Source organism: Candidatus Thermodiscus eudorianus (assembly GCA_015521085.1).
GTDB classification, from domain to species: domain Archaea; phylum Thermoproteota; class Thermoprotei_A; order Sulfolobales; family Acidilobaceae; genus Thermodiscus; species Thermodiscus eudorianus.
In genome coordinates this window covers 305,216-332,065 of the sequence record WAOW01000005.1, presented here as the reverse complement: position 1 = coordinate 332,065, position 26,850 = coordinate 305,216, and the positions used below count along the sequence as shown (strand labels likewise).

Here is a 26,850-nt window from a genome sequence, read left to right as displayed (position 1 = left end):
GCGTGGGGCTCCACTACACGGGATACCCCTATCTTATCGGAGCGGCGGCCGCGCCGGCCGCGGGGCTACTATGCTATCGGAGTGGTGGCGGGCGGAGGTGGATTAACGCATGGAGAGCAGGTCTACTCCTGGTTATAGTTGCCTGGATACCATACATCTGGGCCTACGTGATACAAGACTATACGCTACTACCAGTCTACGAGTATAGTGGTAGACACGAGTTCATCTACAGGCTCGCGTCGAGTTGGGCCGGTGGGGGCGGGAGCCTAGCGGCCCTGGCTAGCGTGTACTCGCTCATAATCCTACTCCTCTCGCGCAGGAGAGTCAATGGAGTGCTCCTGGCCTCCAGCGGGTTGATGGTACTAGCCCTAGTAACCCTAGCGCTTGAGAACAACGCCTTCACCTACAACAGCGTGGAGGCCTATGCAGGCGCGGGGTTAAACCCCCTCCTCCAGAGCCCGTGGATATACCCGCACCCGCTCGCGACGTTCCTAGCGTACTCCTCCCTCCTAGCGGCAGTGACCGCCCTCGTAGCCGGGGACCTCCGTGGGAGGTTGGTGGCTCTGGTTGCATGGAGCATCCTATCCCTAAGCCTCCTGCTCGGCGGGGTGTGGAGCTACGAGAGCCTCGGGTGGGGAGGCTACTGGGCCTGGGATCCAGTGGAGGTCTCCGAGCTCGTCCCATGGCTACTGCTCACGGCAGCCCTACACGCTTTCCCCGTCGATAGGAGGGCCGGGCAAACGTTACTATACATGTCGGCGGCGGGGGTGTTCCTGGCCCTACTCGTGACCCGGGCTGGACTGTCGGAGCTCCACGGCTTCGCGTCTCCGGCGGCGGCTACCGTCACGGTTGCAGGGGCCGGGTTCCTGGTGTTCCTTGTCCTCGCCTTGAGGGATGTGGAAGCTCTTAGGGTCTTGGCTGTGTTTGACAGGCGTAGGCCCTACTGGCTTGGGGTGAAGGTCTCCAGCCTCTCACTCTTCTACATGGGACTCGTGACGCTGGCTATAATGCTCTGGTCCACCGTGGGGGTCCTGCTTGGCAGGATAGGGTCCGCCCCTACTGGCGATAGCGGTATACGAGTCTACCACCCCCTGCTAGCGCCAGCCCTTCTAGCCCTGCTAGTCGCTATGCCCCTCTCGATGCTCGGGGAGAGGCTCAAGTGGGACAACGCCGTGGGACTGCTAGCCTCCGGTACTGCCTCGTCTATTGCGTTGAGCCTCCTGGGGTACCTCGGCCGGGTTGTCGTTTCCCCGAAGAGTAGCCTCCTCACCAACATCTATATCCTGGTGGTGCTGCCGTGGACTGGTATAGCGTTGGCCGCGAGCCTAATGGGCATCGCCAGGTTCTTCAAGAGGAATAGACTGGTCGCTGCCAGGCTGGCTATTCACTTCTTCACGGCCGTGCTTGTGTTGGGTTTGTTGGTGAGTGGCCCCTACAGCTATAACTCCTCGTATTATACGGATACCCGGTTGAAGGTGGGGGACGAGCTAGTCCTAGATGGTGTGAGGATCAAGCTACTCTCCTACGAGTACAGACTCCAGGAGGGTGTTATAGACGCGTATACGCCCTACGCGGGAAGGAGCCCTATATTCTATGCTGGGAGCGTGGCTCCAGCGTTACTCGTTACTGGGCTCGACGAGGCCTACCAGGAGGCCGTGAAGGGGCTGGAGGAGTTGAAGCGGATGGGACTACTAGGCCTTCTGGACGGGATCCACGGACAGGGCCACCTGGAGGTCTACAACCCCACCATATCGCTTCCCACCGGGAACGTGACGAGCAATGGGACCTACCAGGTAGTCCTGGAGAACGCCACCGGCCTACTGCTTATAAGGCCGGGCGAGGAGCCAAACGTCACCCTCCAGCTCGTCGTGGTGGGCGACGTACTGGTCAGCCCGACGGAGGGCCTGGAGGGTGCCAGGTACCTGGAGGGTCCCTCTAGGGGCTCGATCAAGCTGGGAGACTTGACGGTGAACGTGACGGGGGCCTCGGTAACACTAGTCAGCCATGGGACCGGGCAGGCCCCGGCGGGCGGGCCAGCCTATAGGGTTAGGGATTCCATGCTGTCGATAAACGGGAGCATAAATGGCGTTAATCTTCCAGCGGTGCTGAGCGATGAGGCGATCTACTATGTGGGATTGTTTAGGAGCAACGAGTACACTATGCAGCTCTTCAGGTTCCTGAACGAGACGAGGCTGGGCAGGGTGCTCCTCGACGGGGGAGTGGATTCCTTCAGGAGGGAGCTGTTCCCCGCGAACTGTACGTGGCCCGAGACCTGCCTCGGGTACCCACCTACCCCGACACAGGTAGCGGAGGGCGCGATACTCAAACTGACATTCCAGGTCGAGTCCGGCCGCTCCGTGACCACCAAGACTATAGTCCAGAGGTTCGAGCTCAACGGAGAACTACAGGGGGTCCGAGGGCTTGTGGCCACGCCCCTGGTGGTTAGGCTTCCCACCGCCGACGTCTACCTGGAAGTGTACCCGCCCCTCCGCGAGGGGTACCACGAGCTGATAGTATACTACCTCCACTCGGTCTCCAAGGAGCTCGACCCGACGAGGGCCTTCTCCCTTGCCTCAGTGCTAGCAGCGGCTAACCTATACGACCAGGGCAACCCCAACTACGTGGTGCAGCTAGCCATGAACCAGCCAGCCCAAATGCTCCACGAGGCCCTCACCCTCTACACGCTATCCGAGCACTTCGACCCGGACAACTCCAGTATAGCCACCGAGGGCCTCTATATCAGGGCCAAGATAGTGCCAGGCATCAGGCTCGTCTGGATAGGGGGCGCGGGCCTGTTCCTCACGGGCATAGCCACGGCCGTGATCACAGGCCTTAGCTCGAGGAGAGGTGGTGAATCCAGTGAGGAGTAGGTTATTGTACATGATAGCCGCGCTGGCCCTGGTGGATGTAGGGCTACTGGCCTATAGCGTGTTCAGGGGACCCTACCCCGGTGTGGTCCCCCTGGGCGATCCAACAGCCTACAGGAGCATATACATCCATGTGCCGATAGCCGTGACCAGCTACATACTCTTCGCCACGGCAATGGTGCTTGCAGCCACATACTTGAAGACGGGCAGGGACCTGGAGGGTGTTGCTCACTCCTTCATACTGGTGGGCCTCGCATATTCTATGGCGACGCTCACCACTGGCAGTATCTGGGCCAGCGAGTCATGGGGGTCCCCCTGGAACTGGGACCCAAGGGAGTCTGGTGTGCTGTTGATGTTCGCGGCATACACGGTGTATCTAGTTGTAAGGTACTCGATAAAGGACCCGGCCAAGAGGAGCCGCGTCTCCATGGCATACGCCATACTAGCCTTCACGACGGTCCCCGTGAGCTTCGCGCTACCGTACCTAGCTCCCAGCCTGCACCCGGTTACCAGCGACACCGCTAGCTTCCTAGAGGGTAGGGCAGCCTTACTCTTCGGCGCCAGGATGCTGGTAGTGGTGGTGGCTAGCTTCCTCCTAGCCCTCGCCGTCTCTAGGAGGGTTGAGCTCTGGAAGGCCCTCGCCGTACCACTCGTAGCTGGGCTGGCTATAGCGGGCTACGGGTCCGCCTCTTATATGGGCGGCGAGACCGGGGTGGTTGTAAACGCGACTATGCAGGATGGTGTGTTGGAGGCCACCGTGTTCCACGGAGGCATGGAGGAGTGTATAACCTATAGGGGACCCAGCCCCATCGAGCCGGCAGTGCTTGAGTTGCCCGATGGCAGTCTTCAGCCCTCCATTATAGGCCACACTATCCTCTACAAGGGCGGTAGCGGTGGCTCGTGTAGGGCGGTGGAGGAGTTGAGGGTTCTGAACCATTGGGGGGTATACGTGAATATCCTTCTCTACATAATACTAGTATACGGGGGGACCCTACTCTTATCCAAGAGGCTGGGTGGTTAGGTGTGAGGAAGGGGAGGCTCATAATACTCTTGATAGGCGTCGTGATGATAGCGACTGCGATAATAGTGTTCTCGGGCGGAGAGGAGGGCTACAGGAGCGTATCAAGCCTGGCAGGAGCAGATAGGCCTGTGCGCGTGACCATAGAAGGGACGGTGACAGACTACTGGATCACCCGCGACAACAAACAAGTCGTGTTCGTGTTGAGCGACGGCAAGGCCTCGATCATAGCATACTACAGCCTGGAGGAGTTCATAGGGCTCCATGGCAGGAAGCCCGGGGACTGGATGATAGGCCAGCAGGTCGTCGTACAGGGGACCTTCTACCCCCACCGGATGGGAGAGTACCTGGGCTATATTGAGATATCGCAGATGCTCAAGGGGTGCCACGAGGGCTATAAGGCTCCCCAGGTCAACTCGTAATCCTCTCTCCCCCGGGCCAGGAGGGGTCCCTGGGATTGTCCTGTAGCCTGAGAGTTTCTAACGTCACCAAAACCTACTATGGCGTAGGCAAGGTGCTCGACGGGTTAAACCTGGAGGCCAGCGCAGGCGATGTCGTACTAATACTGGGACCCAACGGGTCGGGGAAGACTACACTCCTCAAGATAATAACTGGTATAGAGCCTGTTGATGGGGGAGAAGCCTTCATAAACGGCTTGAGCACGAAGAAGGCGTTTGCAAGGAGACATATAGGTCTGGTGCTCGACAAGCCCGGCCTTTACCCTGAGCTGACCGTTAGGGAGAACCTGGAGTTCTATTCCAGGCTACGCGGGGAGCCCGTGCCGGGCTGGGCCCTAGAGTTACTGGGCCTTACCGGGGTTATGGAGAGGAGGGTTGGGGAGTTGAGTTTCGGTTGGAGGAGGAGGGCCGACCTAGCCCGGGCCCTAATAGGGGAGCCCGCGCTCCTCCTAGTCGACGAGCCCTACACGGGGCAGGACCAGAATGGTAGAGAGGCTGTATCAGCCATTATTTCTAGGGTGGCCGAGGCTGGTTGTGTGGTGGCTACTAGCCCGGACGAGTCTACGAAGAAGCTCTATGACTGGTCTAGGGTGCTGGTGTTGAGGGATGGAAGGCTGGAGCCAGTTTAGGGCCTTGGTTGCGAGGGACTTCCTCCTAACCCTCCGGGGGGCCTCGGAGATAGTGGCCAGTATAGTGTTCGCCGTCATGACCTCGTCGGTAGCCGGGTACATGTCGAGCCTCTACGCTTACAGCCTACCAGAGCAGGCCCTCGCCGTCACCGCCACCCTGGCGGCGGTTCTCGTCTTCGAGGCAACCTTCCTATCGGCCTACGGGTATGCTAGGGAGGCGGCCATCGGGGTCCTAGACGTGTTGAGGAGTCAGCCCCTCTCGGCGCTGCTACTCTTCGCGGCGCGCACAGTCTACTATGCGGTTATGCTCTTCTCCATTGCGCTCGTAACGGTGGCTGCGACCAGTGTACTTGGGGGGTTGGAGGTCGAGCTGGTTAAGGCTCTTATCGCCTCTATGGCGGGGCTCGCACTCTACCTCGCGCCAGTCGCGGGAGTCGCTAGCGCCATCTCGATACACACGGGGGCCAGCCCGGTCATACCGCCATCGGTGATAGTGGTGTTATCGGCCCCTGCACTCCAGATAACTGTGACCTCCGCCTTCACGGGCTCCTTCAAGCCTGTCCTGCTGGCTGTGATAGCTGCTGTAGGCTTCTCGCTCGTAGCGGCGGTCCTGGCCGATGAGATACTGTGAGGGGGACCCTCCCTTTATCTCCTCGCGCCAGCGTCGCTATACCTGACTATGGCTGATCCCGCGTCCACTAGGCCCCCTACCAGGGAGCCAGCGGCAATCACGTAGAGTAGTATCCTTAGGTCTACCGTGGCATAGAGTACTTCCCCGGCGTACTCCACGGACCCCGTGATAAGGCCCCCGTTGGTGATGTAGAAGAGTATAATGACTCCTAGCACCTTGGAGACTAGCCTGAAGGCGGCGGCCACCGGGTGCTCCAGCACCCTCTCGAATATGGATACCATGATTAGTATTATGACTGATGCCTCTACTATGCTGGTGGAGTAGATGGTCTCTGGCTCGGCCAATAGCAGGGGTATCAGGTATTTTGGCAGTAGCACGACGTATAGGAAGTAGTAGACTAGCCCTATGAGGAGGCCTATAAGGCCCCGCATGACCATCCTGGCAGGCCTATCCAACCTTCTCGACCTCCAACTTCACGGGATAGAGCCCGCCTATCGAGAAGGAGTATTCCTTCGCTACGAGGGATCCGGTTTCAACGATTATCGAGATCCTAGTCTCCCCGTTTTTGATCGTGCCAAGGTTATACCACTTATCGCCTATCTTGACCGAGAAGTCCTTCAGGGGGACGCTCCCGCTATAGTATATGGTCGCGTTCAGCCTAGCATGGGTCTCGTTTATCTGCTCCAGCGAAGCCTGCACTTGGAGTAGGTTGGGGTTACTGTAGGCTTCGGTGGCGAAAACTATCAGTGGTATGGAGAGGGCTATCGAGGCTAGTATGAACATGAATGTTACTACCGAGCCTATGAAGCCCAGGGAGGCGCTTCCCCTCATCTCTCCTCTGACCCACGCGTGACGGGGCATTCGGCCTTCCAGTTTTCCAAGCCGTACCTCAATAGTATCGAGCCGGCCCAGATCATTATCCCTAGGAATACGCCCTTCAACCCCACCACAGCCAGCGTCTGGAGCACATAGGACAGGTTAGCCTCTAGATCCTCCTTTACCAGCTCCACGCTATACGAGCTATAAGCCTGGTATGCTATAGCGATGCCAGCCAGTATAATCAAGGCGCCAATGATGGCGATAGCGACCGAAAACCCGGATTTACTCTCCAACGCCGCACACCATCGATACCACGAGACAAGCCCCTGGAACCCGCTAAAATACCATAATGCAGGGAGACACGCAGCAATCCCTAAAAATTAACCGTGTCTCACACATTCACACATAGAAAATAAGTTTATTAAATCTATTAAATAAAATATATCTGGAGGTGGAGAACGCCTCCCAGGGATATTCCTTATAGGCGATACAACTAGCTAGTGCATATCTTAAAGCCCATCTCCCTTAGCAGCCTCGGGATCTCTCTATTCCTCGACTCGAAGTAGCCTCCCTTTCCGACGTATCGTTTTAGTAGTCTCAGGTAGTCTCTCCTCCTGGTTATCGGGGCCATTACCTCATACGCCTTGGCTAGGTCTTCGTCGGTGTACTCCCTGTATCTCTCCCTGTGGAAGAGAATTCCGAGGGGCATTCTAGGCCTTAGCGGCGGCTCCTCGGCGGGGACTCCTATTACTAGGCCGAATAACGGGTATGTTCTCTTGGGTAGCCCGAGGAGTTCTATAAGCTCTTTAGCCGCGTTGTGGACTGCCCCGATGAAGCATGTCCCGTAACCCATGCTTACGGCGGCGAGCGCCATGTTCTCGGCCGCTATCCCCGCGTCTATCGCTGCGAAGAGTAGCAGTGCGTGGTCCACGTCCCCTAGTTCCTCTCCCCTGTACTCTAGTAGCTTCTGTAGCCTGTGGAGGTCGGCTATGTAGAGGAAGAAGTCTGAGGCCTCTTCTATGTGTGGTTGCCTCGTCAGCTCTGCTATCCTCTTCTTCGTCTGGGGGTCCCTCACCCATATTGCACTCCATAGGTGTAGGGCTGCGTCGGTTGGAGCCCTTCTGGCTGCCTCCATGATCTCCTTTATGTCCTCCTCTGGAATCTTTTCGGGCTTGTATTTTCTGATTGACCGTCTGGCATAGACTATCTCTTTGAAAACCCTTGAATTGTCTCCTGTGGGGTAGTTGTTGAAGGTTATGGGTCCTCACCCGTGGGACTGGCCTGTCGGGTTTAGTCTTTCTCCTCGCCCTTTATCTTCTCTAGTCTCCCTCCGGGGGACGCCTAATATCTTCTTCCTCGACGGGGTCCACGAGGGGTATCGGTATTGTATAGTTGTTTGATATGTTGGTCGAGGACTGAGTCCTGGAGACTCGGTAAAGGAAAGATACTAGTCCGCAAGGGAATACGATTGGGGTGCCCCTCGCTTGCGAGACGTTGAATGTTAAGAGGATCCCGAGACAATACACCAGTGCGGGGGTACGCGGTTGTCTAGCACGCTCAAGGTCGCGGTGGTACAGCCTGTGCCAGTCGATAATGACCCGGCCGATAGGAGGAACCCGGAGAAGGCGGTTAAGCTACTAGACCAGGCGGCAGTTTATGAGCCGGATCTTGTTGTTTTCCCAGAATACTTCCCGTTCCATGAGACGAGGGATCTAGTAGAGGCTGTGAGGGATCTAGGAGCTTTTGTGGTTGCGGGGATTGCATATCGCGAGGGAGGGTCCCTCTACAACACGGCAACAATATACTCGCCCCGTGGAGAGGTCCTCGCGAGGCAGAGGAAGAGGTTCATCGGTAGGCTGGAGAGCAGATTGTGGGGTTTCCAGGCTTGGAATGGGCCCTATACAGTGGTTGACATTGGGAAGGCTAGGCTTGGAGTAGCGGTGTGCGCTGATTTCTGGAGCTTCCCCGAGGCCTCCCTCGAACTATTCCTGGCCGGGGCAGACGTGTTCGTTAACCCGTCATACATGTTCAGCCTGCAGGGACACTGGATAAAGGCTAACCTGTCCAGGGCCCTGGACTTCTTCACGCCAGTAATAGGCGCTGACTTCGCAGCCTATCCCTTCAGGACGAAGAGATACGTTTTCCATGGCGGCGGGTCGAGTCACGTGATAGTCCCTCCCTCTGACATGGAGGAGTATGGAGAGTGGTGGGCGTCTGGTGCCGTTGACGTCTCTGGGTGGATTAGGGTTAAGCTGTCTGAGAAGGAGGGCATTGCATACTACGAGATCAATGTGGCAGGAGTCAACCAGGTTAGGAGGGATTGGTGGAAGCGCCTCAGGGGGTCATCTCTTGAGGAGTGGCTGGCCCTGGCGAGGTCTAGGCACGCCAATGCCAAGCTCCTAAAGTATATATAGACCACGGTGTAGAGCTATGCCTGGCCCCGCCTCGTAAGCTCTATCCAGGGGGCTTCATACCTCGACCTCCTAAGAACGGCTTCTCAATCCTACCCGCCTTGTCAAATATACTCTAGAGTATACGATTTCATCGATCGAACCCCAGTTCCAAACCCATATTTATTGAAAATTTGCTTATACTATAATATACTTAGGGTAACCGGAAGGGTTGCCGGAGACTACTATAGCGGTACAGGCTACGTTAATGCAGAGGGCTGGACTAGCAGGCTTCGAACCCCACATCGACTGGATGGGAGAGAAGATCCTGGCCTAATCCTTGGAGCGCTTTATCAGGGAGGCTACCTCCTTTACGAGTTTCACTATTCTCTTCCAGGCGGTAGCGATATCCTTCCCGGTACACCAGCCTTCATAGAAGCAGGTATGCATAGCACGGCAGCATACCAGGAGTCGAGGAGTCGCTTACCCATTCTCCCAGCTCTTCCTCAAGCCTCCTCTTCCACTCCCAGAGCTCCCCGTGGCTGGCTAAACGTTTACCTTCCCTCCAGTATGCGTAGGCTTTCACCGCTAGAACGGCGGCGCCCCAAAGCTTCTCAGCCGCTTGACGAACATTACCCCTCTCAAGCTCCTCCCGGGCCTCCTCAACCGGATCCTCCGCTGCCTCGACATACTCCCGAGCCCTGTCCTTCGGGTCGAGGCTCTGGCTAAGAACCTCGACAAGGTACTCCTCAACGCTGAAACCCAGCTTCTCGGCCTCCTCTCTGACGCGTCTGGCCAGTCGGCCTCGGATGAGTAACGCATCGGCCAACTCAGGGTACCTCTCTGGAGATGGTATGTGCTCGGCGGCTAAAAAGAACAGCTAATAAAGAGGAAAGTCCGCCGGGATTTGAACATTAGAGCGTGATTAAGGGAGGAAGGATGTTAACAAATATAGGGCTATGCTAGTCTGCTGGACGACTATCTGTGCAGAGCCGAGATTTCCACTCGATTTAAGGCGAGACGCAAGTATATCGTGTATAGCAAGCATATAGCAAGGTTAATGGACCTATAAACTCAATCCCGACGCACTCTCCCTCTATCAGGCTAGCTCCACTCAAAATCAGAATACCGGGATAGGCGTCTAGAGAAAGACTAAGGTATCACTAGTAGAGTAGCGTGGGCCCACTCCTCTAATACTCAAATCCCCCCGTCAACCCTAACTCCATCCACAAGCTAGCACTCCCTAGATAACACCACGAGGACTTGACCTCGCCTCGTGCTAATCCTCGAAGTAAAACTAACTGACAGGGAACCAACTTGTCTAACTCCCTTGAGATCTCGGCTATATCTATACACGACTTTCTGTTATGTGTCTCAGACCTAATCCGCTTACACCTGCTTACATTACGTTAAATATAACTATAAACAACTATAATTATGTTATTTTATATAGGAGCAGATACCAGGAAGGTAGGTTTTTGCCTTTAGTTCGCGTAGTTGTCGTACTAATTCTTGTCTAATTTGTTCCGCCTTGCGTACTGTTTTTGAGGATTCCTCCGCTTTTGATACTAGGCTCTTGGCGTGTTTGGGTATTTCCTGTCTTAAGGTCTTCTCTAATATTTCTCTGAGAGCTTCCTGAAGACTCTCACGGGTTGCCTGAAGGGCTTCTACATGTCCTAAGGCATATACACCTATTCTTATTTCTACGTGTTCCTTGTTTTGTTTAATTACTTTATTTATTCTGAGTCCTAAGCTTTCCATAGCTTCTACCATTTGACGTAGAACCTCTTCTAGCAGAATCTCAGGCGTCCATGCAAGCTGTTTATAGTGCATGTTCTTTACAGCGTATTCTATTAGATGTCCTATGAAGCCTCTTAACCCATCTCTATTAGCTTCTAGCTCAGTATATCGGCTGCTTAGTTTCAGTAAGATAGGCTCTACTAGGTTGAGGGATACCTTATCTACCTCTCTCCTTAGAGAGCTCGTTTGGACTTCAAGCGTTTCACAGATTTCCTGTAACTTCTTCACGGGCTTGCCTTCAAGGTGATTGTCTAGATCCTCTAGAAGGATATAATTATATCCCTTAAACCCTTCGAGTGCTTGACATGGTCTCGTGGAGAACACGTCGAACTCCGTGCCTTCTAATCCATTCTTTAGGAAGGAACGGGTTTCATCCCCTTCAAGGATACGCCCGGCTAGCTCGTTCAGCTTTAGCTTATGCTCCCTCCTGCTCTCTAAGGCTTCCTGGATCTCTAGCTGAGCCAGGGACTGGGCTGTCATTATCGCGCCAGAGGATACGAGGGCTGTACCGATACCTAGGAATGCATTGCTTAATCTACTCTCCAAACTAATACCTAGAGCTAAGATTACTATACCAGCTAAGAGAAGAAGTAGCGCGTAGGTCAGTCCTGGCTTTCTTAACGTAGTCGTGAATCTGGGCATACTAGTTATACCCTTACCACCGTTAGAGACTCCAGCCTAATATTTGGGTTCTTTACCGAGGGGCTTCCCGGATAACATCACAACTCATACCTTGAATGCACGCTAATGCGTTCCCATCGAGAGATAGCATCTTATCGCTTTCAAGGAAGAAGCCATCTTGAGAAGGAGACTATAGTTAATGTTAGAGTAAATGAGGACTTCGCTAGCTGATTCCTCCAACACTTTAATTTTGCAGGTGATAACGGCGGAGAGGCGGGCTAGGTAGTGGGAGACCTAGGAGTTGCACTAGTCTCCTCGATTCCAGGCATCGTGAGCTTGCTATGGCAGACGTACGATAGAGTTCTAGCAAAGCCCAAATTGGAAATAAAAACAGGTGAGGCCTTAACCCGTCTGGAATACGCGCCTAGTTCATGGGCCTGGATACCCAGATACTCAACATCATTATGCAACCCCTACGGTGCAGTAATAAGCATTCCCATCGTGAATAAAGGGAGAAAACCAGCATTGCAATGCTTAGCTAAAATGAGGTTTAAGTTATCAGAGCTATCAGAGCTAAGGGAGGATAAAGACGTCCCAGGAGCCTGGTCGAGGTGGTTCGAACTCCACTGGGCCGATAATCCAGAGGACAACCTGCAAGCCTCGTATAAACCTATAACTATACACCCCGGAGAAGAAACGCTCGTAGACCTTATAGTATACCATACACGGATAAAAGCCAGGTGCGAGGCAGTCCACAAAGCAAGACCCGGTACCATAGCTGCAAGCATGATCCAGGCTAGTGGTTGCATACTGACATTCTATACGAAACCTTTCTTACGAGCCCCCCTAGTAGAGGATCCATGCTGCGGTGAACCTCCAACAATAGAGTACCTAAAACCCGTAACACAGACGCCTGATATTGCCACCCCCCATTACGCCCAACTATACGAGATACAACTCGAGACGATATGTGAAAACGCGCACGCACAAGCAACACTATACGTGATGCTCTTAGACACAAGCAAAACCCTAGAAATATACACATGGTCAAGCCTAAAAGAAGCCATACAAGACCTCAAAGACTCGACCAATCGTAAACCAACATACAAATACTACGCAACTCTCAACCACCGAACTCCCCCGCCATGCATCCCATAACCAAACTCAAAGTTGCATGGCCATTAATCTCCATCCCGCTATTTGAGGCTTGGTTAGGAGGCATGGCTTGTAGCTAAGACTCTAGTCGCATAATCCCTGCTCTACGCCTCTATGGAGTCAAGCGCGTACAGCGAGCATAGAGCAGATCTGAAGATTGATTGAATAATTGATAGCAGTATAGTCGAGGACTTGATTGTTTCTAATTTTAACTTGTATTGTACTCTATAATGATGTTTTGGAGCCGCCGCCGGGATTTGAACCCGGGACCTCCGCCTTACCAGGGCGGCGCTCTGCCGGCTGAGCTACGGCGGCACCAGTATAGTATTCTTGACCGTGTTGGGGTTTAAAGACGCTATGCTTCTGTAGCATAGAGTTTCTTCCAGGCGTTTATCGCTTTGAGGGCGTACTGGTCCGCGTGTCTCTCTGTACCCCTGTGGGTGCCCAGCCTGTATCTCAGGTGGTGGTAGTACTCGTGGAGGACTATGAAGGGGTTTGTGTATTCGCTGCTTGAGCGTAGGTGTATTGTCTTGTCCCTGGGCGTGTAGCATCCCAGCGCCCTCCTACACTTCTTTGGTAGCCCTATTTTGAGCCTGGGCGTTGCTATCTTGTAGTGCTTGCTTAGCAGCTCCAGCGCCTCCTCGGTTTTGGCTTGGAGTATTAGCTCTACGGCCCTAGCCAGTGCCTCGTCCTCGGTCTCCACCCTCTACCTCCTCGTTTCCCCTGGTCTCCCTCAGTACCACTATCTTCTCGGTCTCCTTGATTCTCGCCTCCGGCTTTGGGAGCCTTATTCTGCCCTTGTCGTCGATTAGGGCTACCACCCTGTAGCCTGTCTCCTCCTCGACCTCCCTCACGGTCTTGCCCTTAGCACTGTATTCCGCGAGGTCTATTCCCCCCTTGGCCGTCGTCGCGTCGCTTAGGAATGTCGTCACTGAGGGCTCGAAGGTGGCGCTCGCCAGTAGCCTGCCTAGTACCGCCATGGGCACTATGTTGTCTACCTTCATCTGCCTCAGTATCCTTATGGTCGCCTCGTCCTTAGCCAAGACCGTTAGGTTGGCCCTCGGGTTCATGCCCTTGACCAGGGCCGCCGCGTGGATGGCCTTGCTATCGTCGTTGTAGCAGACTAGCACATAATCGGCCCCCTCGACGCCAGCCCTCTTCAAGTCCTCCTCGTCAAGCCCACCAACGATATAGTCTACCGGGGGCCTCGTCTTCGGCTGGTTCTCCATCAGCCATCCAACCTGGTTCCTCAAGCCATTGGCCACAAGCTCCCTAACCGCCTCGTCGCAGACGGGTCCCTCCCCGATGACTATAATCCTCTTACCATGCAGTATCCCAAGCCCCATCGCGGCCTTCACCGTTGCCTCCATGAAGTAATCCGCCAAGGTAGATATGAAGAGCGTATACACCGCTATCCCGAACACGGCCGCGACGCTAGCAACGACCCTGCCCATACTGGTCGAGGGGACTACGTCCCCGTAGCCAACTGTGGCCATTGTTATCAAGGCCCAGTAGAGGCTCGTGGCGAAGTCTACCCCGTTAACCCTCTCATACCTGTAGAATAGTGTGGCGCTGGAGACCCATAGGATGGCGAAGACTATTAGTAGGAGTAGGAACCTCCTCCTGGCGAGCCTGTGTATTATCCTCCGTATCTTGATGTGGATTGCCGGGATCAACGTCTCCAGCCACTCCCTAGCCCTTCATCTGGGGGCGTTATTTAATGCTACCCTTACAGTACTGGCCCGCCGCCTCGGGGGTCCAGGGAGGGTCCCTCTCTCGGCGGCTAGCGGCATGAGTTGTCTTGGACTAGGGCTAGTTCCCTGTAGATGTCTTCGACCCCCTTTAGGCCTATGAGGGCCATGGTGTCGCCGTTGGATATGGCTAGTACATGGTCTGTGGCGGCTTTGTGTACGAGTACATAGGCTTCCAGTCCGTTGCTCGCCTTGAAGTATCCCGCGTAGAGGCCTGTCGACGGGTCTGCTATGCCGTTTGTCCTTATGGAGAGTAGCTTGTCTACGCTGTCTACTGGCAGGAGCGTTATGTTGGAGTCGCAGATGTTGTAGGCGACGGTTCCGTCCGCATAGAATCTGACTAGGACCTCGTCGTCCTCGATCCAAACCCCGTACTGGGTCCCGGGCCTAAATATGTATATCAGCCCGCCCATGACCGTTAGAGTCGCGATGACCGCGAAGAGTATAGCTAGGATGCGCTTGGCCCTGCCAATCCTCCTGACCTTGACTCCTATGATTACGGATATCCATAGGAGAGCTAGGACTCCTAGTATGAGCTTGCTGGCCAGCTCGATCTTCACCAGGTCGGTGCCACTTACGAGTAGAGCTGTGGATTGCAATGTGGCCATCCCCCTTCTGGTATCATGTCCTTACATATCTGTCTCGACCCAACATTTATATCTTTAGATCAAGTACTACAATTACATGACTAATACCTCGAATCCCGGGGTACTGATATGCATATCACAAGAAGGAAGACCGGTCTACTGATATACCTGGCAGTAGCCTTCATACCCGCATTCCTCCTAGACTACGCATACATACTAGAACCGCTAAAAGAGGCCATGACAAACGAGGCCACAACGACACACATCACGACGCAGTTAAAGCTACTACCAGTACTAGTGGCTAGAATGTGGCTTCCAGCAACAGGCACGCTCCTAGCCCTCTACGCGGAAGGAGTAAGGAGCATAGAGGCCGTGAAGAGCCTAGTCGGGTTGAAGGGCATAGAGGCGAGGTATATAGTAGCGGCGGCCTTAGCCCCGCTAGCAGTCTACACCCTCTCGATACCAATAGCACTAGGCCTAGGGGGCAGGCTAGGGCCGTGCAAAGGCCTCCAGGGGACCCCCTACACACTCATACTACTAACCATACCGCTCGGCGTGGTAGCAGGGGCCACGATCAACGCCGCAGTAGCTCTAGGCGAGGAGATAGGCTGGCGGGGATACCTAGTCGAGGCAATAGACGATAGAATCGGATTAACCGGTAAGGCCATCGTCATAGGTGTATTGTGGGGGCTCTGGCACGCCCCCCTAATATACTATGGCTACGACTTTAGGATCCCCCTCCCAGGCGGCTGTGGTGGATCCTCTGGTGGAGTGCCTGCTCTACTAGTCTTCACATTATTCACTGTCTCCTTTGGATCAGTCCTGCTGATCCTGAGGGCCAGGTCTGGCTCGGTCTATGCAGCGGCTATAGGGCATGGCGTCATCAACGGGATCGCGGGCTCCTTCTCGGTTTTAGTATACGGGGACAGGCTCCTAACCCCGCCAGCAGGACTAGCGGTGTCTATCAGCGCGGTGCTCGTAGCATTCATCATGGCGCGGCTCCTGGAGGGTGGGACGCGGGGAGTGTTCTAGTGGCTCGTTGATGCGCGTCTGGGCTTAAGCTTTATTCCTTGTCGAGGGTTCCTAGAGCGTCCCTTGGAGGAGGTGTGCAGGGTGCCTGGCCCCCTGATACTTAGGCTTGTAGAGGGTCCCTCTGGTAGGTTCTTGGAGGAGAACGGTAGGGTTGCATTGATCTGGAGGTACGCCCCAGAGCCCGGCACCCGGGTTAGGGTGTGGGTAGAGGAGTCGGCTAGGTGGGTTGAGGGGGTTGTGCGTGGGCAGTGGAAGGTCAACTACCAGGTTCTAGAGGAGCTCGTATCCATCAGCGGGTATGGTAGCGTTGACGAGTGGGTTTCCAGTGTTGAGAGGATGAATAAGGGTAGCCTGCCTGGGTGGGTGTTCGTAGTCGAGAGGATTTAGCGGCTAGATTAGTTGGCTGGCCTTCTCAGCTATGGTCCTGGTCACCGGGTGCAGCCTCTGCTTCTCTAGCTTGAGGGACCCTCCACCGTCCCTGGCTACTAGCCCATAGTCAATCAGGGCCGCTACTACGTCGTCTAGGGTTTTAGGGTTCCAGCACCTAGGGCTCCCCCGGTATAGTTTCTTCGCGGTATCGCGTAGCTGGTCTAGTGTTGAGGGTCCCCTCCACAGGATGCCTAGTACTAATGCTAGCGGCGAGAGGCTGCACCTCTTTATCCACTCCTCCACTCCTGTACCCCTCTTAGCGTCCCTGTCTATAGGCGCGGGGGTCCCTCCCCAGTGGATGTATAGTAGGATCCGCCTGGGGTGTATTCGTGGAGGGCTCGATAATACGATGTGAATACGCTAGTAACTGATATAATTCATGAAGCTTATACTATGGTATCTGGGGACTTGGAGGAGCAACTCCACGAATACACTTGGAGGCTTAAACCGGGTGTACAGGGGCGTTGGCCAACAATAGGGAGAAGTGCAGGTACAGGACGAAGATAGTGAAGGACGTGGTCCACCAATTCGTAGAGCTACCCTCGGACTTCTTCGACACGGCCGTCGACACGCTCACAATACAGAGGCTCAGGGACATAAAGCAGCTGAGCCTAGCCCACCTAGTCTATCCCGGAGCGGTCCACAACAGGTTCGAGCACAGCCTCGGAGTAGCCCATGTGATGAAGATGGCTATAGAACACCTGGCTAGAAACATACAGGAGCACGTGGTACCCAGCCTGGAGAAATACCGGAAGGATCCCGCGCTTGAGGCTCTAGCAAAGGGGCTGGCCAGCTTCCTAAAGGAGCTAGCCGTGAAGCTAGTCGAGCTAACCCCGGTTGCTGTGACGGCAGCCCTCTACCACGACTCGGGGCACATAGCACTTAGCCATCCGGGCGAGGATGCCCTGAGGGATCCCCTCCTCTACTTCAGCCCCGACCGGGAGGTGACTGTAAGCGAGCTGTCGATAGAGGGCTTCGACCACGAGAGCCTCGGGCTGAGCCTAGTCGCTTCGAGGGCCGACTGTATAGATAAGGGCAGGTGCCCCGAGGTTAGGTATGCCTGTGAGAGTGTTGACTTGAAGAGGGTAGCCGCGATACTTGATAAGGCCTATAACAAGGATTCCTGGAGCTCTGGCTGCGAGCCGGTGATGTTCCGGAGAACCGATGCGGGGAAACTGCTCCCCGAGTACGAGGCCGACCGCGGTAATGTTGAGAGGGTGGCCGAGTGCATTATAGCCAGCCTGTTGAGTGGGCCCATTGATGTTGACAGGGCCGACTACATTCTGCGGGACACTGTGCATACTGGTAGCAGGAGTGGCGTTTGGGACATCAACAGGTATTACTCTGTCTTGACGGTCGTCCCCCGGATAACCTCTAGCCTCAGCGGCGAGGAGTATAGGGTCAGCATTGGGCTGGGCGTGCTGGATAAGGGGGTGTCTGTTGTCGAGAACATACTCCTCTCCAGGATATACATGTATGGAGACGTGTACCTCCACGATATATCAATGATCTACTCCAACATGGCGTCACGCACACTAGCACTCCTATACTCCATTGGCCGCTACCTGCTGAAAGACCTGGAGGATGGCGAGGAGCGGGCTAGAGACCTGCTGGAGAAGTATCCCGTCCTCGAAGCACTGGCAAACCTGCCAGCGAGAGCCCGGCCTTTAATAGGAGGAGAGTACCGTGACATGGAGAGGGACCTCGCATACCTGACCGATACACCGGTTATGGAGTTGGTTACAAGGCTGGGCTTAGGAAGGGCCAGAGACCTACTAGACTACATCCTGTGGAAAGCCGACGCCTCAGCTAGGGAATCCCAGCGCGGGTGGTTTAGGAACGCGTGCGCAAGCCTAGTCCTAGCGGCTAGGGGCCTAATCTATAGGAGGCACTGGCATGGCATCATCCTCGCCGACGAGAGAGCTACCACGGTGATAGAGAGGTTGAAGGGAAGCCCACAGGAGGTGAACGCGGTGGCCAAGAACATACTAGAGAGGTGTATCGACCCCCTCTTCATAATTGGCTGGAACAGATACGTCCCCTACAAGAGCGAGGGCAGAGACAAGATATACGTGTTCAGGAGGAGAAACCCCCTAGAGCCACACGAGCTATCCAAGGCGCCGGAAGCCAAGGTAGTGGACAAGATCGCGGGAACCAGCTACTCGAAGTTTGTAATCGTAGTCCCCGACCTCAAAATGGAGCCCCCAACCCCAGGCTGGTATACTAGGAGGGGCAAGCTGCTACGCGAAGACTATGAGGTTGCTAGCCGTACCTGCGGCTACAGCGACGGGGAACTCCGTGGGGTTTTGGAGGAGGTCGGCAAGCGCAGCCTGAGAATGGCGAGCGAGCTCCTGGAACTGGCCTAGTTTCCAGGCCCGCGTCTACCTCCTGGCTAGCAACACCACGCCAGCCACTCCAACGGCTAGTAGCGCTATGCCCGCGTATAAGAGCGTCTTGTTAACACCCCCGCCGGCCTGAGGGGTGCTGGTGTTGTTTCCTAGGGGTTTGAACGCCTCTATTATCTGTTCTCCCGGTTTTATAGCATAGGCCTTGCTTCCAAGGAAGACTACAACCCAGTTCTTCCCCTCTTTGTCGGCTCGCTGTACTATGTAGTCGATCGAGTCGGGCTTGGTAACCTCGCCCAGGACTATGGCCCTTAGCCTTCCATCCTTCCATATACCGGTTAGTGGGAACGCGGGCTGTATGGGCACGTTGTAGACGTTGTTCAACCTCTTTATAATCATGGTAAAGTTACCGTTCCACTTGGGGACGTCAAGGTCGCGGAACTCCAGGCACTGCTCGCCATACGTCTCCTTGACAAACTTCTCCATCCTCTGACAGTGGGGGCACCAGTCTTGCCCGTATATCACGAAGTAGTACTTACACGTCGAGCCCCCATGCGCTATCAGGGGAGTTGCGGTTGCGAGGGCTAGGACCGTCATTGCTAGGATCGCCGGGGCTAGGGACCCTCTATAGGGCTTATACATCTCCTTAATACACCCCGCTTGGCTACTTGACCGTTATAGGCGCTTATAGATGTATGCATAGGGAGATCACGGGAGGCCTGGGGGTCCCTCTGCCGGGGGTGTGGTTTAGGTGGCTAGGGTGCGAGTTAGGATACTGCCTGGCAACAAGGTGGTTTCGCTGGAGTTGGAGGGCAGGGTTACCGGTGAGAGGATACTTAGAGAGCTAGGGCTGTCGCGTGAGTCCTATATCGTCCTGGTCGATGGATCGCCCCTGCCCGAGGACGAGGAGGTTGAGGGGGAGGAGGTCGTGCTTGTGAGAGTGATTAGCGGTGGCTAGATGCAGCTTGTGTGGAAGGCCTGCTATAGCCTACGTGCCATACCAGAGGCGGCATTATTGTAGCACGCACTATGCCGAGTTCGTGGAGTCCAAGGTTAAGAGGACTGTAAAGAGGTATGGATTGGTTAGGCCTGGGGATAGGGTTGTCGCCGCCGTTAGTGGGGGTAAGGATAGTGCTACCCTGCTCTCCACGCTAGCGGCTCTCCGGGGAGAGATAGAGTTCGACCTCATAGCCTTCCACGTCGATCTGGGCATCGGCGACTACAGCAGGGGGTCCAGGAAGATCGTGGAGGAGCTGGCCAGGCTCCTAGACGTGCCCTTAATAGTGTTTAGCCTGCAGGAGGAGCTGGACTTCACCATACCCAGCGCGTCTATGAGGCTTAGGAGGCCGGCCTGCAGCATATGCGGCGCTGTCAAGAGGTACCTCTATAACGCCGTAGGAGTGGAGCTGGACGCCAAGGTGGCTACAGGGCATAACGCCGACGACATAGCGTCGCTCGCCGTCAAGAACTTTCTAGCTCAAGAGCTCGACGCAATAAGGAAGCTAGGCCCTAGTACAGAGGGCATACCGGGGCTAGCCGCTCCACGCATAAGGCCCCTCTACAATGTGTACGAGAGGGAGTCGTTCCTCTACGTTATAGCCAAGGGTCTACCCTACCTCCACAGGGACTGCCCCCACGCTAGGTTCACGAGCCTGGACTTCCGAGTCAAGGAGTACTTGAACAGGCTTGAGGAGGAGAAGCCCAGCCTCAAGCTAGGCTTCCTGAACAAGCTGGCCGAGAGGATATCGAGCTACCCGGCCGCTGAGGCTAGGGTCGAGGGGTGCAAGTACTGCGGCCTCCTCTCTAGTAGTGGTATCTGCTCGCTCTGCAGGTTGACCTTCAAGTTGAAGGGCGAGGCTCTGGGCGCTAGGGTGAGGGAAAGAATCAGGGAGATGGTTAGGGGTCTCGGCTAGGCCTGTTGGCTCCTGTACTTTGGATGATACTTCTTTATGTACTTCTCCTTTATGTTGGTCAGCTCCTCCTCCGGTAGTATGGCTAGTATCTCCCATGCTATGTCAAGCGTCTGCTCCAGCGTCCTGTTCTCCCTTTCTCCCTGCTTTAGGAACCGCTGCTCGAATAGGTCTGCGAACTCCAGGTACTTCCTGTCCACCGGGCTTAGGCTCTCCTCTCCGACCACTGCTGCTAGGCTCCTGAGCTCTACTCCCCTGGAGTACGCCGCGTATAGCTGATTGCTCACGTCCGCGTGGTCCTCACGCGTCTTGCCGGGGCCTATTCCCTCCTTCATGAGTCTTGAGAGGCTCATGAGCACGTTTATCGGCGGGTAGATTCCCCTGTTGTGTAGTTCCCTGCTGAGGACTATCTGGCCCTCTGTGATGTAGCCTGTCAGGTCGGGGATTGGGTGTGTTATATCGTCGTTGGGCATCGTGAGTATGGGCATCTGGGTTATACTGCCCTTCTTGCCCTTGACCCTGCCGGCCCTCTCGTAGATGCTTGCGAGGTCGCTGTATAGGTATCCCGGGTATCCCTGCCTCCCAGGTACCTCCTCTCGCGCTGCAGAGATCTCTCTGAGGGCTTCTGCGTAGTTTGTCATATCGGTCAGTATCACTAGGACGTGCATGTCCCTCTCGTATGCCAGGTACTCGGCTAGTGTCAGGGCCGCCCTGGGCGTCACCAGCCTAATCATAGCTGGCTCGTCGGCTAGGTTGACGAACATGGCTACCCTGTTTAGGGCGCCCGTCTCCTCGAAGAACTTCTTGAAGAATATGAAGTCGTCGTACTTTATTCCTATCGCTGCGAATACTACTGCGAACTCTTCCGCCTCGCCCCTTACGGTTGCCTGCCTGGCTATTTGGGCTGCGAGCACGTTGTGGGGCAGGCCGCTGCCGCTGAATATCGGTAGCTTCTGGCCCCTGACCAGGGTGTTCATCCCGTCTATCGCGCTTACTCCGGTCTGGATGAAGTCCTCTGGATAGGCCCTCTCGCTCGGGTTCAGTGGGGCACCGTTTACGTCTCTCTCGTCCTCTGCCACTATCGGGGGCCCGTTGTCGATCGGCTCTCCTAGGCCGTTGAATATCCTGCCAAGCATGTCCTCGCTTACCGGTATCTCAAGGGGTCTCCCCAGGAACCTCACCCTGGTCCCGGTTGTTGTGATGCCCGTTGTCCCCTCGAATACCTGTACTACGGCTACTCCCCTCTGGACGTCTAGTACCCTGCCCCTCCTCTTCTCGCCGCTGGCCAGCTCGACCTCCACGATCTCATCGTAGGCGACGTTTGAGACGCCCTCCACTATTAGGAGGGGGCCCTTGATCTCCCTTACCCTAGTATACTCCCTCACTCCATAAGCCATCCCTTACACCCCCTCTACCCGGACCGGGCCTCCACCTCGTCCAGTGTCTTGAGGACCTTCATTCTGAGCTCGTCGAGCTTCTCCAACTGGTCGTTGGGTACCTCGAACTTCGCCTTTACCATCTCAACGTACAGCCTACCCATGGCCTCTCTTATCCTGGCCACCGGTATCCCGTGCTCGACCAGCTCCAGGGCCTTCTTGTAGTAGTCTATGAAGAGTTGCAGCATCTTGAACTGCTTCTCGGGCGTCGCGAACGCGTCTATGGGGTCGAACGCGTTCTGCTTGAGGAAACCGTCCTTCAGGACCCTGGCCGCCTCTAGTATCAGCTTGTCCTTCTCGTCCAGGCTCTCGGTTCCAACGAGTCTCACTATGTCCTGGAGCTCGTCCTCCCTCATCAGGATCTCCATGGCCTGGTCCCTGTACTCCCTCCACCTCGGATCCACGTTGCTGTGCCACCACTCGGTGACCAGGTCCACGTAGGCGCTGTAGCTCATTATCCAGTTGATGGCCGGGTAGTGCCTTGAGTACGCTAGCTTAGTGTCTAGTGCCCAGAATACTCTTATGAACCTCTTCGTGTGGCTCGTGACGGGCTCCGTGAAGTCTCCTCCCGGCGGGCTTACGGCTCCCACTATAGTCACGCTACCCCGCCTATCGGGGCTGCCAAGCGCGTCGACCCTGCCGGCTCTCTCGTAGAACTCGGCTAGCCTTGAGGCCAGGTAGCTTGGGTATCCCTCCTCAGCAGGCATCTCCTCAAGCCTACCAGCAATCTCTCTTAGGGCCTCCGCCCACCTGCTAGTTGAGTCGGCTACAAGGAGGACGTCGTAGCCCATATCCCTATAGTACTCTGCCAGGGTGACTCCCACGTAGATGCTGGCCTCTCTGGCGGCGACGGGCATGTTGCTGGTATTAGCTATGAGTATTGTTCTCTCCATGAGGGGCTTACCAGTCCACGGGTCCTTGTACTCTGGGAATCTCTCTAGCACCTCAGTCATCTCGTTGCCTCTCTCGCCGCATCCGATGTAGACTACGACCCTGGCGTCGCTCCACTGCGCGAGGCTGTGTAGAGTCACGGTCTTCCCAGTGCCGAAGCCTCCGGGCACCGCGCCGGTGCCTCCCTTGGCCATGGGGAAGAACGTGTCGATTATCCTGACGCCCGTGATCAGCGGCAGCGAGGGTTCCAGCTTCGCCTTATAGGGCCTGGGGATCCTGACGGGCCATCTATGGGCTAGCTTGACCTCTACCTCCTTCCCCTCGCTCTCGACAACTGCTATCGTTTCCTCTATCGTGTAGTCTCCCTCTGGAGCTATCCACTTGAGCCTGCCGTGGATGCCTGGGGGTATCATGACTCGGTGCTCGATTAAACTGGTCTCCGGTACAGTGCCTATGAGATCGCCAGGCTCGACCTTTAGCCCGGGCTCGATCTTCTTGCCGTTAAACCCGGGCTTGAAGTGCCACTTCTTGTCTCTGGGAATGGAGTCTACGTGTACACCCCTCTCGATGAACATCTTCCTGTGGGGCGCCTCCTTGGCTATCTTGTCTGCTATGAGTGGGAGCGGCCTCTGGACGCCATCGTAGATGTTGCCTATAATGCCTGGGCCCAGCCATACGCTGAGAGGGGCACCCGTCCCCTCGACGAGCTCGCCCGGCTTCAACCCGGTCGTGGACTCGTAGACTTGTATGAACGCCCTATCTCCCCTGATCCTGGTTATCTCCCCTATCAGCTTGTCCTCTCCTACCCAGACCATCTCGTACATCTGGGCGCCTTCCATGCCCTCGGCGACGACGAGGGGGCCCGAGATCCTAACTATCCTACCCTTAACCGCCAAATCTCTCCTCCCTCCATTAACCGGGGCCTAACCTACTCTTTAAACAATACCTTCGAGGCCACGCCCCTGAGCCTGTACTCCTCCATCTTGACGAGGAGGTCGAGGCTGTAATCGACTCTAGTAGACCCGTCTGGGGATACCGCTATGATCCCGCCGAGGATGTCAACGGCGTCCTCGGACAACTTGAGTTTTCCACCGCCATACTTTTCTAGGAGGCCCTGTACCAGCTCGCGGTCTTCTGGAGCGGTTAATACCATCATCTCGCTCTCGACTTCTCCGGAGAGCTTCTTTATGATGTTCTCCATGTAGCTATTGTACCAGTCGGCTCCTCTCTTGGCCTCCTTGATCCTGGCCTTAGCCTTCTCCAGTACCTCGTCGATATACTTGTTCTTGGCCTCTGAGACCTTGGATTTCAGCTCCAACTCCAATACTGATATCAGGCTCTTAAGCTGCTCCTCGGCCCTGGCGAACTCCTCCTTGAGCTTCTTCTCGGCCTCCCTGAGGTTGGAGGTGTAGGAGTCCCTGATCAGCTTCTCGGCTGCAGCCTTGGCTTCGCTTAGCTGTTTGATGGCCTTCTCAAGCTCTCTCTCGACGGCCTCTCTGGCGACTTTTTCAGGATTACCTGTGATCGCCATGCCCCACCACTTCCGTTATCCCAGTCCTAGGGCTTTTGCAAGTAGTTTATCAACGTTAATGGGCTCGGCCTTTGCCCACCGGGTCGGGAGTATTAGGAGCGTTACATCATACTGGTCGACCTGCCTCCTTAGCTTGTCCTCGTCCTCCACTAGGTGTTTCAGGACTATCAGGAGCTTGGCGTTCTGCTCCTTCTGCATTGCGTAGTTGATAGTGTCTAGCAAGTCCTTCTTATCCCGGGCCTCGTATACCGTGAAGCCCACGCTCCTAAAGAGCGGCGCGTTTACACTATCGGAGACCACGACTATAGTGCCCATCTCCGCCTTATCACTCAAAGCGTACCTCCCATAACAGATCCGTGCTCCGATCCCTGTTTTAAAGTAGTGGGGACTAGTATCGTTAATAATCTGGGAGAAGGCCTTAGAGGCCATGGGCTTAACTGGTAGTATGGGGTGCCAGGCGATTGCTGCTGCCGAGAAGGATCGAGGAAGTGCTGGCGAGCGTGCCCATATCGCTCTATGACAAGGCAGTCGCGGCGCTGGCTACGGCAGGCATACTCCACGTCGACGAGCCTCCGCGGGAGGTTAAGGGGGGCTACGTCTCCAGGAAGTACAGGAGCTTCTACGCTAGGGTCAACGAGAAGCTCAGCAGGCTCCAATCCTACTATAAGGTACTTGGAATAGAGCCCTCCACGGTCCAGGGGCTCCGGCTCAAGGCCGGCGGGTGGGAGGAGGCCTTCGAGAAGCTACAGGAGGAGTATAGAGACCTTGAGAGGGAATACGAGAGGGGCGTCCAGAGGCTAACGGCTATAGAGACTAAGATCAAGGAGTACGAGGCCCTCAAATCCGTGCTGGAATTAGTCAAGGATGTAGACGCTGATGTGAGGAGTGCGACTGCGCTCAGCTTCATAGGCTACGCCATAGGATACATAACCGGGGAGAACCTCGTAGAGGCCGTTAGAAGGTCGGCCGAGAAGCACGGCGTTATAGCGGCGGTCGAGACGCCGACCGAGGAGATAGCGGTCGTGGCCGTGGCCGGAGACCCCGGTAGGGTGAGGAAGTTCCTCGCATCCATGAGGCAGTTCAAGTGGACCCCAATCTCGATCCCAGAGGAGCTACCCGGAGAGCCGAGCAAGGCGTACGCGGCCCTGGTCTCGGAGATAGAGAGGCTCCAGAAGGAGGCAGACGAGATAGTAAGCGCCCTGCGCTCGCGCAAGAGCGAGCTAGACAAGTACTACACGCTCGTCTACGCGCTGAGAGAGGCCTCAAGGCTCCTCGCGAACACGGTCTTTACAAAGACTATGGCCATGTTCAGGGGCTTCGTCGACAAGGCCGATTCGAGGAAGTTTAGGAAGATACTCGATGAAGCCCTGAACGGCGCCTTCATAGTATTGAGCCTGGGGGTTAAGAGGGCCGCCAAGAAGGTGCCCACAAAGATAGAGATGCCCAGGTTCCTGAAGCCCTTCCACATGATAGTTAGAATGTACGGAGAGCCCGACGCTGACGAGATCGTCCCAACGATCTTCATGGCGATAACATTCCCGCTCATATTCGCATTGATGTTCCCCGACATGGGCCACGGGCTGCTCGTGCTCCTCTTCGCCCAATGGTATCTCAGGAACAAGGACGCCAACTGGAGATTCATCCTCTCCGTGCTCGGAGCCGCCAGCATGGTCACAGGGTTCCTAGCAGGGGAGTTCTTCGGATCCCTCGTCGCCGCCAAGGTCGGGCTCCTAGACTTCTGGCACAAGCTAGGCTTCGAGACGCCTCCACTGGCCCAGGCGACACTGGCCGTTGAAGAGCACCTAGGCCAGGAGGTGGTGAGGCAGCTGATATTCAACACCCTGAGTATAGCCCTGTGGATAGCCGCCTTCATGCTGACCCTAGGCACCTTCCTTGGGGTAGTCGATGCGTTCCTGAAGGGAGACAAGATAGGGGCGGTCCTAAGCAAGCTACCCGTATTCCTGTTCTTCTTCTCAGCGACGCTACCGTTCCTCGTGACCGCGAGCGCCAGCGAGGGGGGAAGCATACTCAACCAGGCGATCTTCCAGAAGGGGAGCGGCGGCATCATCCAGGCTATAACGTTCTATGGAGCCGTAGTGGCGATGCTCTGGAAGCTGATAGGCGAGCCCATTGGGCTGGCCCTGGAGGGCGAGAGCTTCCTACACGGCCTGGGCGAGAGCTTCATGGGAGTCTACGAGATGTTCCTGATGGCTCTCGGCAACATCCCAAGCTTCCTTAGAATCATGGGCCTCGGCCTGGCCCACTCCGGGCTCATGCTAGGCTTCACCGAACTATACTATGCCATCGCCGGGACCACTATGCTGCCGGCAGCGGTAGCTATATTCCTAGGAGCACTCGTCTACGCCTTCGGGAACCTAATGGTCGCCGCGTTAGAGGCGATTATAGCGTTTGCCCACAGCATGAGGCTCCACTTCTACGAGTACTTCAGCAAGTTCTACTCTGGCACTGGAAAGCCCTTCGAACCGGTACTCCTGCCCGGGGTGGAGATAATCATTGCAAAATAGCCAGGGCCAACCCCACTTCTCTAAA

At 55.7% G+C, this 26,850-nt stretch carries 27 protein-coding genes, 1 tRNA gene and 1 pseudogene; 13 read left to right on the top strand and 16 right to left on the bottom strand.

Annotation, left to right across the window (positions count from 1 at the left end; genetic code table 11):
• The first annotated feature begins 2 nt into the window (after positions 1 to 2).
• Genes ccsA through F7C38_04940 form a run of 5 tightly spaced genes read left to right on the top strand, consistent with a single transcriptional unit; the run spans position 3 to position 5,603 of the window.
• Entirely contained in the window at positions 3 to 2,870 is a 2,868-nt protein-coding gene (gene ccsA / locus F7C38_04960) for a cytochrome c biogenesis protein CcsA (protein ID MCE4600897.1), read from the top strand.
• Positions 2,860 to 3,888: a cytochrome c biogenesis protein gene (locus F7C38_04955; GenBank protein MCE4600896.1), complete on the top strand. Its 1,029-nt coding sequence runs from the start codon at positions 2,860 to 2,862 to the stop codon at positions 3,886 to 3,888. Before ccsA ends, F7C38_04955 begins: the two co-directional genes overlap by 11 nt.
• 2 nt (positions 3,889 to 3,890) lie before the next feature.
• The gene (locus F7C38_04950; protein MCE4600895.1) at positions 3,891 to 4,307 is read left to right on the top strand and encodes a hypothetical protein; all 417 of its coding nucleotides are present in this window, start codon (positions 3,891 to 3,893) and stop codon (positions 4,305 to 4,307) included.
• 35 nt (positions 4,308 to 4,342) lie between these two features.
• Positions 4,343 to 4,972: an ABC transporter ATP-binding protein gene (locus F7C38_04945; protein ID MCE4600894.1), complete on the top strand. Its 630-nt coding sequence runs from the start codon at positions 4,343 to 4,345 to the stop codon at positions 4,970 to 4,972.
• The gene (locus F7C38_04940) at positions 4,950 to 5,603 is read left to right on the top strand and encodes a hypothetical protein (GenBank protein MCE4600893.1); all 654 of its coding nucleotides are present in this window, start codon (positions 4,950 to 4,952) and stop codon (positions 5,601 to 5,603) included. Before F7C38_04945 ends, F7C38_04940 begins: the two co-directional genes overlap by 23 nt.
• Positions 5,604 to 5,617: 14 nt before the next feature.
• Here F7C38_04940 and F7C38_04935 read toward each other — a convergent pair whose 3' ends face one another.
• From F7C38_04935 to F7C38_04920, 4 genes are all read right to left on the bottom strand, one after another.
• A complete protein-coding gene (locus F7C38_04935; GenBank protein MCE4600892.1) occupies positions 5,618 to 6,058 on the bottom strand; it encodes a hypothetical protein in 441 nt (146 codons plus the stop codon).
• On the bottom strand, positions 6,051 to 6,434 hold the full coding sequence (locus F7C38_04930; GenBank protein ID MCE4600891.1) for a hypothetical protein: 384 nt from the start codon (positions 6,432 to 6,434) through the stop codon (positions 6,051 to 6,053). The genes F7C38_04935 and F7C38_04930 overlap by 8 nt, the downstream gene beginning before the upstream one ends.
• A complete protein-coding gene (locus tag F7C38_04925; GenBank protein MCE4600890.1) occupies positions 6,431 to 6,715 on the bottom strand; it encodes a hypothetical protein in 285 nt (94 codons plus the stop codon). The genes F7C38_04930 and F7C38_04925 overlap by 4 nt, the downstream gene beginning before the upstream one ends.
• Before the next feature lie 200 nt (positions 6,716 to 6,915).
• Positions 6,916 to 7,629, bottom strand: a complete 714-nt coding sequence (locus tag F7C38_04920) for a nitroreductase family protein (protein MCE4600889.1) — start codon at positions 7,627 to 7,629, stop codon at positions 6,916 to 6,918.
• A gap of 337 nt (positions 7,630 to 7,966) precedes the next feature.
• Here F7C38_04920 and F7C38_04915 point away from each other — a divergent pair, with 337 nt between their 5' ends.
• Complete coding sequence (locus F7C38_04915) at positions 7,967 to 8,836, top strand: carbon-nitrogen hydrolase family protein (GenBank protein ID MCE4600888.1); 870 nt, start codon at positions 7,967 to 7,969, stop codon at positions 8,834 to 8,836.
• A 309-nt stretch (positions 8,837 to 9,145) separates the two neighbouring features.
• Here the strand turns inward: F7C38_04915 and F7C38_04910 are convergent.
• Positions 9,146 to 9,611: pseudogene (locus tag F7C38_04910) on the bottom strand (PaREP1 family protein).
• Positions 9,612 to 10,252: 641 nt separating this feature from the next.
• Complete coding sequence (locus tag F7C38_04905; protein ID MCE4600887.1) at positions 10,253 to 11,254, bottom strand: hypothetical protein; 1,002 nt, start codon at positions 11,252 to 11,254, stop codon at positions 10,253 to 10,255.
• A 264-nt stretch (positions 11,255 to 11,518) separates the two neighbouring features.
• Here F7C38_04905 and F7C38_04900 point away from each other — a divergent pair, with 264 nt between their 5' ends.
• Positions 11,519 to 12,391 carry a hypothetical protein gene (locus tag F7C38_04900; GenBank protein MCE4600886.1) on the top strand — a complete coding sequence of 291 codons (873 nt, stop codon included), beginning with the start codon at positions 11,519 to 11,521 and terminating at the stop codon, positions 12,389 to 12,391.
• Between the two features lie 236 nt (positions 12,392 to 12,627).
• Here the strand turns inward: F7C38_04900 and F7C38_04895 are convergent.
• From F7C38_04895 to F7C38_04880, 4 genes are all read right to left on the bottom strand, one after another.
• A tRNA-Thr gene (locus F7C38_04895) sits at positions 12,628 to 12,703 on the bottom strand.
• Positions 12,704 to 12,743: 40 nt separating this feature from the next.
• Complete coding sequence (locus tag F7C38_04890) at positions 12,744 to 13,091, bottom strand: hypothetical protein (protein MCE4600885.1); 348 nt, start codon at positions 13,089 to 13,091, stop codon at positions 12,744 to 12,746.
• Positions 13,063 to 14,064, bottom strand: coding sequence for an ion channel (locus F7C38_04885; GenBank protein ID MCE4600884.1), 1,002 nt, complete (start codon positions 14,062 to 14,064; stop codon positions 13,063 to 13,065). Before F7C38_04885 ends, F7C38_04890 begins: the two co-directional genes overlap by 29 nt.
• Positions 14,065 to 14,171: 107 nt before the next feature.
• Positions 14,172 to 14,738, bottom strand: a complete 567-nt coding sequence (locus F7C38_04880; GenBank protein MCE4600883.1) for a hypothetical protein — start codon at positions 14,736 to 14,738, stop codon at positions 14,172 to 14,174.
• A 117-nt stretch (positions 14,739 to 14,855) separates the two neighbouring features.
• Here F7C38_04880 and F7C38_04875 point away from each other — a divergent pair, with 117 nt between their 5' ends.
• Both F7C38_04875 and F7C38_04870 read left to right on the top strand, forming a co-directional pair.
• Positions 14,856 to 15,758: a CPBP family intramembrane metalloprotease gene (locus F7C38_04875; GenBank protein MCE4600882.1), complete on the top strand. Its 903-nt coding sequence runs from the start codon at positions 14,856 to 14,858 to the stop codon at positions 15,756 to 15,758.
• A gap of 81 nt (positions 15,759 to 15,839) precedes the next feature.
• Positions 15,840 to 16,145, top strand: a complete 306-nt coding sequence (locus tag F7C38_04870; GenBank protein ID MCE4600881.1) for a hypothetical protein — start codon at positions 15,840 to 15,842, stop codon at positions 16,143 to 16,145.
• A gap of 3 nt (positions 16,146 to 16,148) precedes the next feature.
• Here F7C38_04870 and F7C38_04865 read toward each other — a convergent pair whose 3' ends face one another.
• On the bottom strand, positions 16,149 to 16,430 hold the full coding sequence (locus F7C38_04865; protein ID MCE4600880.1) for a hypothetical protein: 282 nt from the start codon (positions 16,428 to 16,430) through the stop codon (positions 16,149 to 16,151).
• A 221-nt stretch (positions 16,431 to 16,651) separates the two neighbouring features.
• Between F7C38_04865 and F7C38_04860 the strand changes: the two genes are divergently transcribed.
• On the top strand, positions 16,652 to 18,553 hold the full coding sequence (locus F7C38_04860; GenBank protein ID MCE4600879.1) for a hypothetical protein: 1,902 nt from the start codon (positions 16,652 to 16,654) through the stop codon (positions 18,551 to 18,553).
• A 15-nt stretch (positions 18,554 to 18,568) separates the two neighbouring features.
• On the opposite strand, the gene F7C38_04855 is transcribed toward F7C38_04860, so the two are convergent.
• Positions 18,569 to 19,174 (bottom strand): hypothetical protein, encoded by a 606-nt coding sequence (locus tag F7C38_04855; protein ID MCE4600878.1) that lies wholly within the window; start codon positions 19,172 to 19,174, stop codon positions 18,569 to 18,571.
• Between the two features lie 109 nt (positions 19,175 to 19,283).
• Here F7C38_04855 and F7C38_04850 point away from each other — a divergent pair, with 109 nt between their 5' ends.
• Both F7C38_04850 and F7C38_04845 read left to right on the top strand, forming a co-directional pair.
• Positions 19,284 to 19,490: a hypothetical protein gene (locus F7C38_04850; protein ID MCE4600877.1), complete on the top strand. Its 207-nt coding sequence runs from the start codon at positions 19,284 to 19,286 to the stop codon at positions 19,488 to 19,490.
• Positions 19,483 to 20,445 (top strand): adenine nucleotide alpha hydrolase family protein, encoded by a 963-nt coding sequence (locus F7C38_04845; GenBank protein MCE4600876.1) that lies wholly within the window; start codon positions 19,483 to 19,485, stop codon positions 20,443 to 20,445. Before F7C38_04850 ends, F7C38_04845 begins: the two co-directional genes overlap by 8 nt.
• On the opposite strand, the gene F7C38_04840 is transcribed toward F7C38_04845, so the two are convergent.
• Genes F7C38_04840 through F7C38_04825 form a run of 4 tightly spaced genes read right to left on the bottom strand, consistent with a single transcriptional unit; the run spans position 20,442 to position 24,633 of the window.
• Positions 20,442 to 21,839: an ATP synthase subunit B gene (locus F7C38_04840; protein MCE4600875.1), complete on the bottom strand. Its 1,398-nt coding sequence runs from the start codon at positions 21,837 to 21,839 to the stop codon at positions 20,442 to 20,444. The two genes, F7C38_04845 and F7C38_04840, sit on opposite strands and share 4 nt — an antisense overlap.
• A 14-nt stretch (positions 21,840 to 21,853) precedes the next feature.
• Entirely contained in the window at positions 21,854 to 23,665 is a 1,812-nt protein-coding gene (locus F7C38_04835) for an ATP synthase subunit A (protein MCE4600874.1), read from the bottom strand.
• Positions 23,666 to 23,697: 32 nt separating this feature from the next.
• Entirely contained in the window at positions 23,698 to 24,300 is a 603-nt protein-coding gene (locus F7C38_04830) for a hypothetical protein (GenBank protein ID MCE4600873.1), read from the bottom strand.
• A gap of 15 nt (positions 24,301 to 24,315) precedes the next feature.
• Entirely contained in the window at positions 24,316 to 24,633 is a 318-nt protein-coding gene (locus F7C38_04825; GenBank protein ID MCE4600872.1) for a hypothetical protein, read from the bottom strand.
• 128 nt (positions 24,634 to 24,761) lie between these two features.
• Here F7C38_04825 and F7C38_04820 point away from each other — a divergent pair, with 128 nt between their 5' ends.
• Positions 24,762 to 26,825 (top strand): V-type ATP synthase subunit I, encoded by a 2,064-nt coding sequence (locus F7C38_04820; protein MCE4600871.1) that lies wholly within the window; start codon positions 24,762 to 24,764, stop codon positions 26,823 to 26,825.
• Positions 26,826 to 26,850 lie beyond the last annotated feature (25 nt).

What these genes read in the sequence shown, in the direction of transcription:
- F7C38_04940 (MCE4600893.1), top strand. Translation starts at nt 4,950, where the DNA reads ATGGAAGGCTGGAGCCAGTTTAGGGCCTTGGTTGCGAGGGACTTCCTC.
- F7C38_04930 (MCE4600891.1), bottom strand. Translation starts at nt 6,434, where the DNA reads ATGAGGGGAAGCGCCTCCCTGGGCTTCATAGGCTCGGTAGTAACATTC.
- F7C38_04905 (MCE4600887.1), bottom strand. Translation starts at nt 11,254, where the DNA reads ATGCCCAGATTCACGACTACGTTAAGAAAGCCAGGACTGACCTACGCG.
- F7C38_04875 (MCE4600882.1), top strand. Translation starts at nt 14,856, where the DNA reads ATGCATATCACAAGAAGGAAGACCGGTCTACTGATATACCTGGCAGTA.
- F7C38_04855 (MCE4600878.1), bottom strand. Translation starts at nt 19,174, where the DNA reads ATGTATAAGCCCTATAGAGGGTCCCTAGCCCCGGCGATCCTAGCAATG.
- F7C38_04840 (MCE4600875.1), bottom strand. Translation starts at nt 21,839, where the DNA reads ATGGCTTATGGAGTGAGGGAGTATACTAGGGTAAGGGAGATCAAGGGC.
- F7C38_04830 (MCE4600873.1), bottom strand. Translation starts at nt 24,300, where the DNA reads ATGGCGATCACAGGTAATCCTGAAAAAGTCGCCAGAGAGGCCGTCGAG.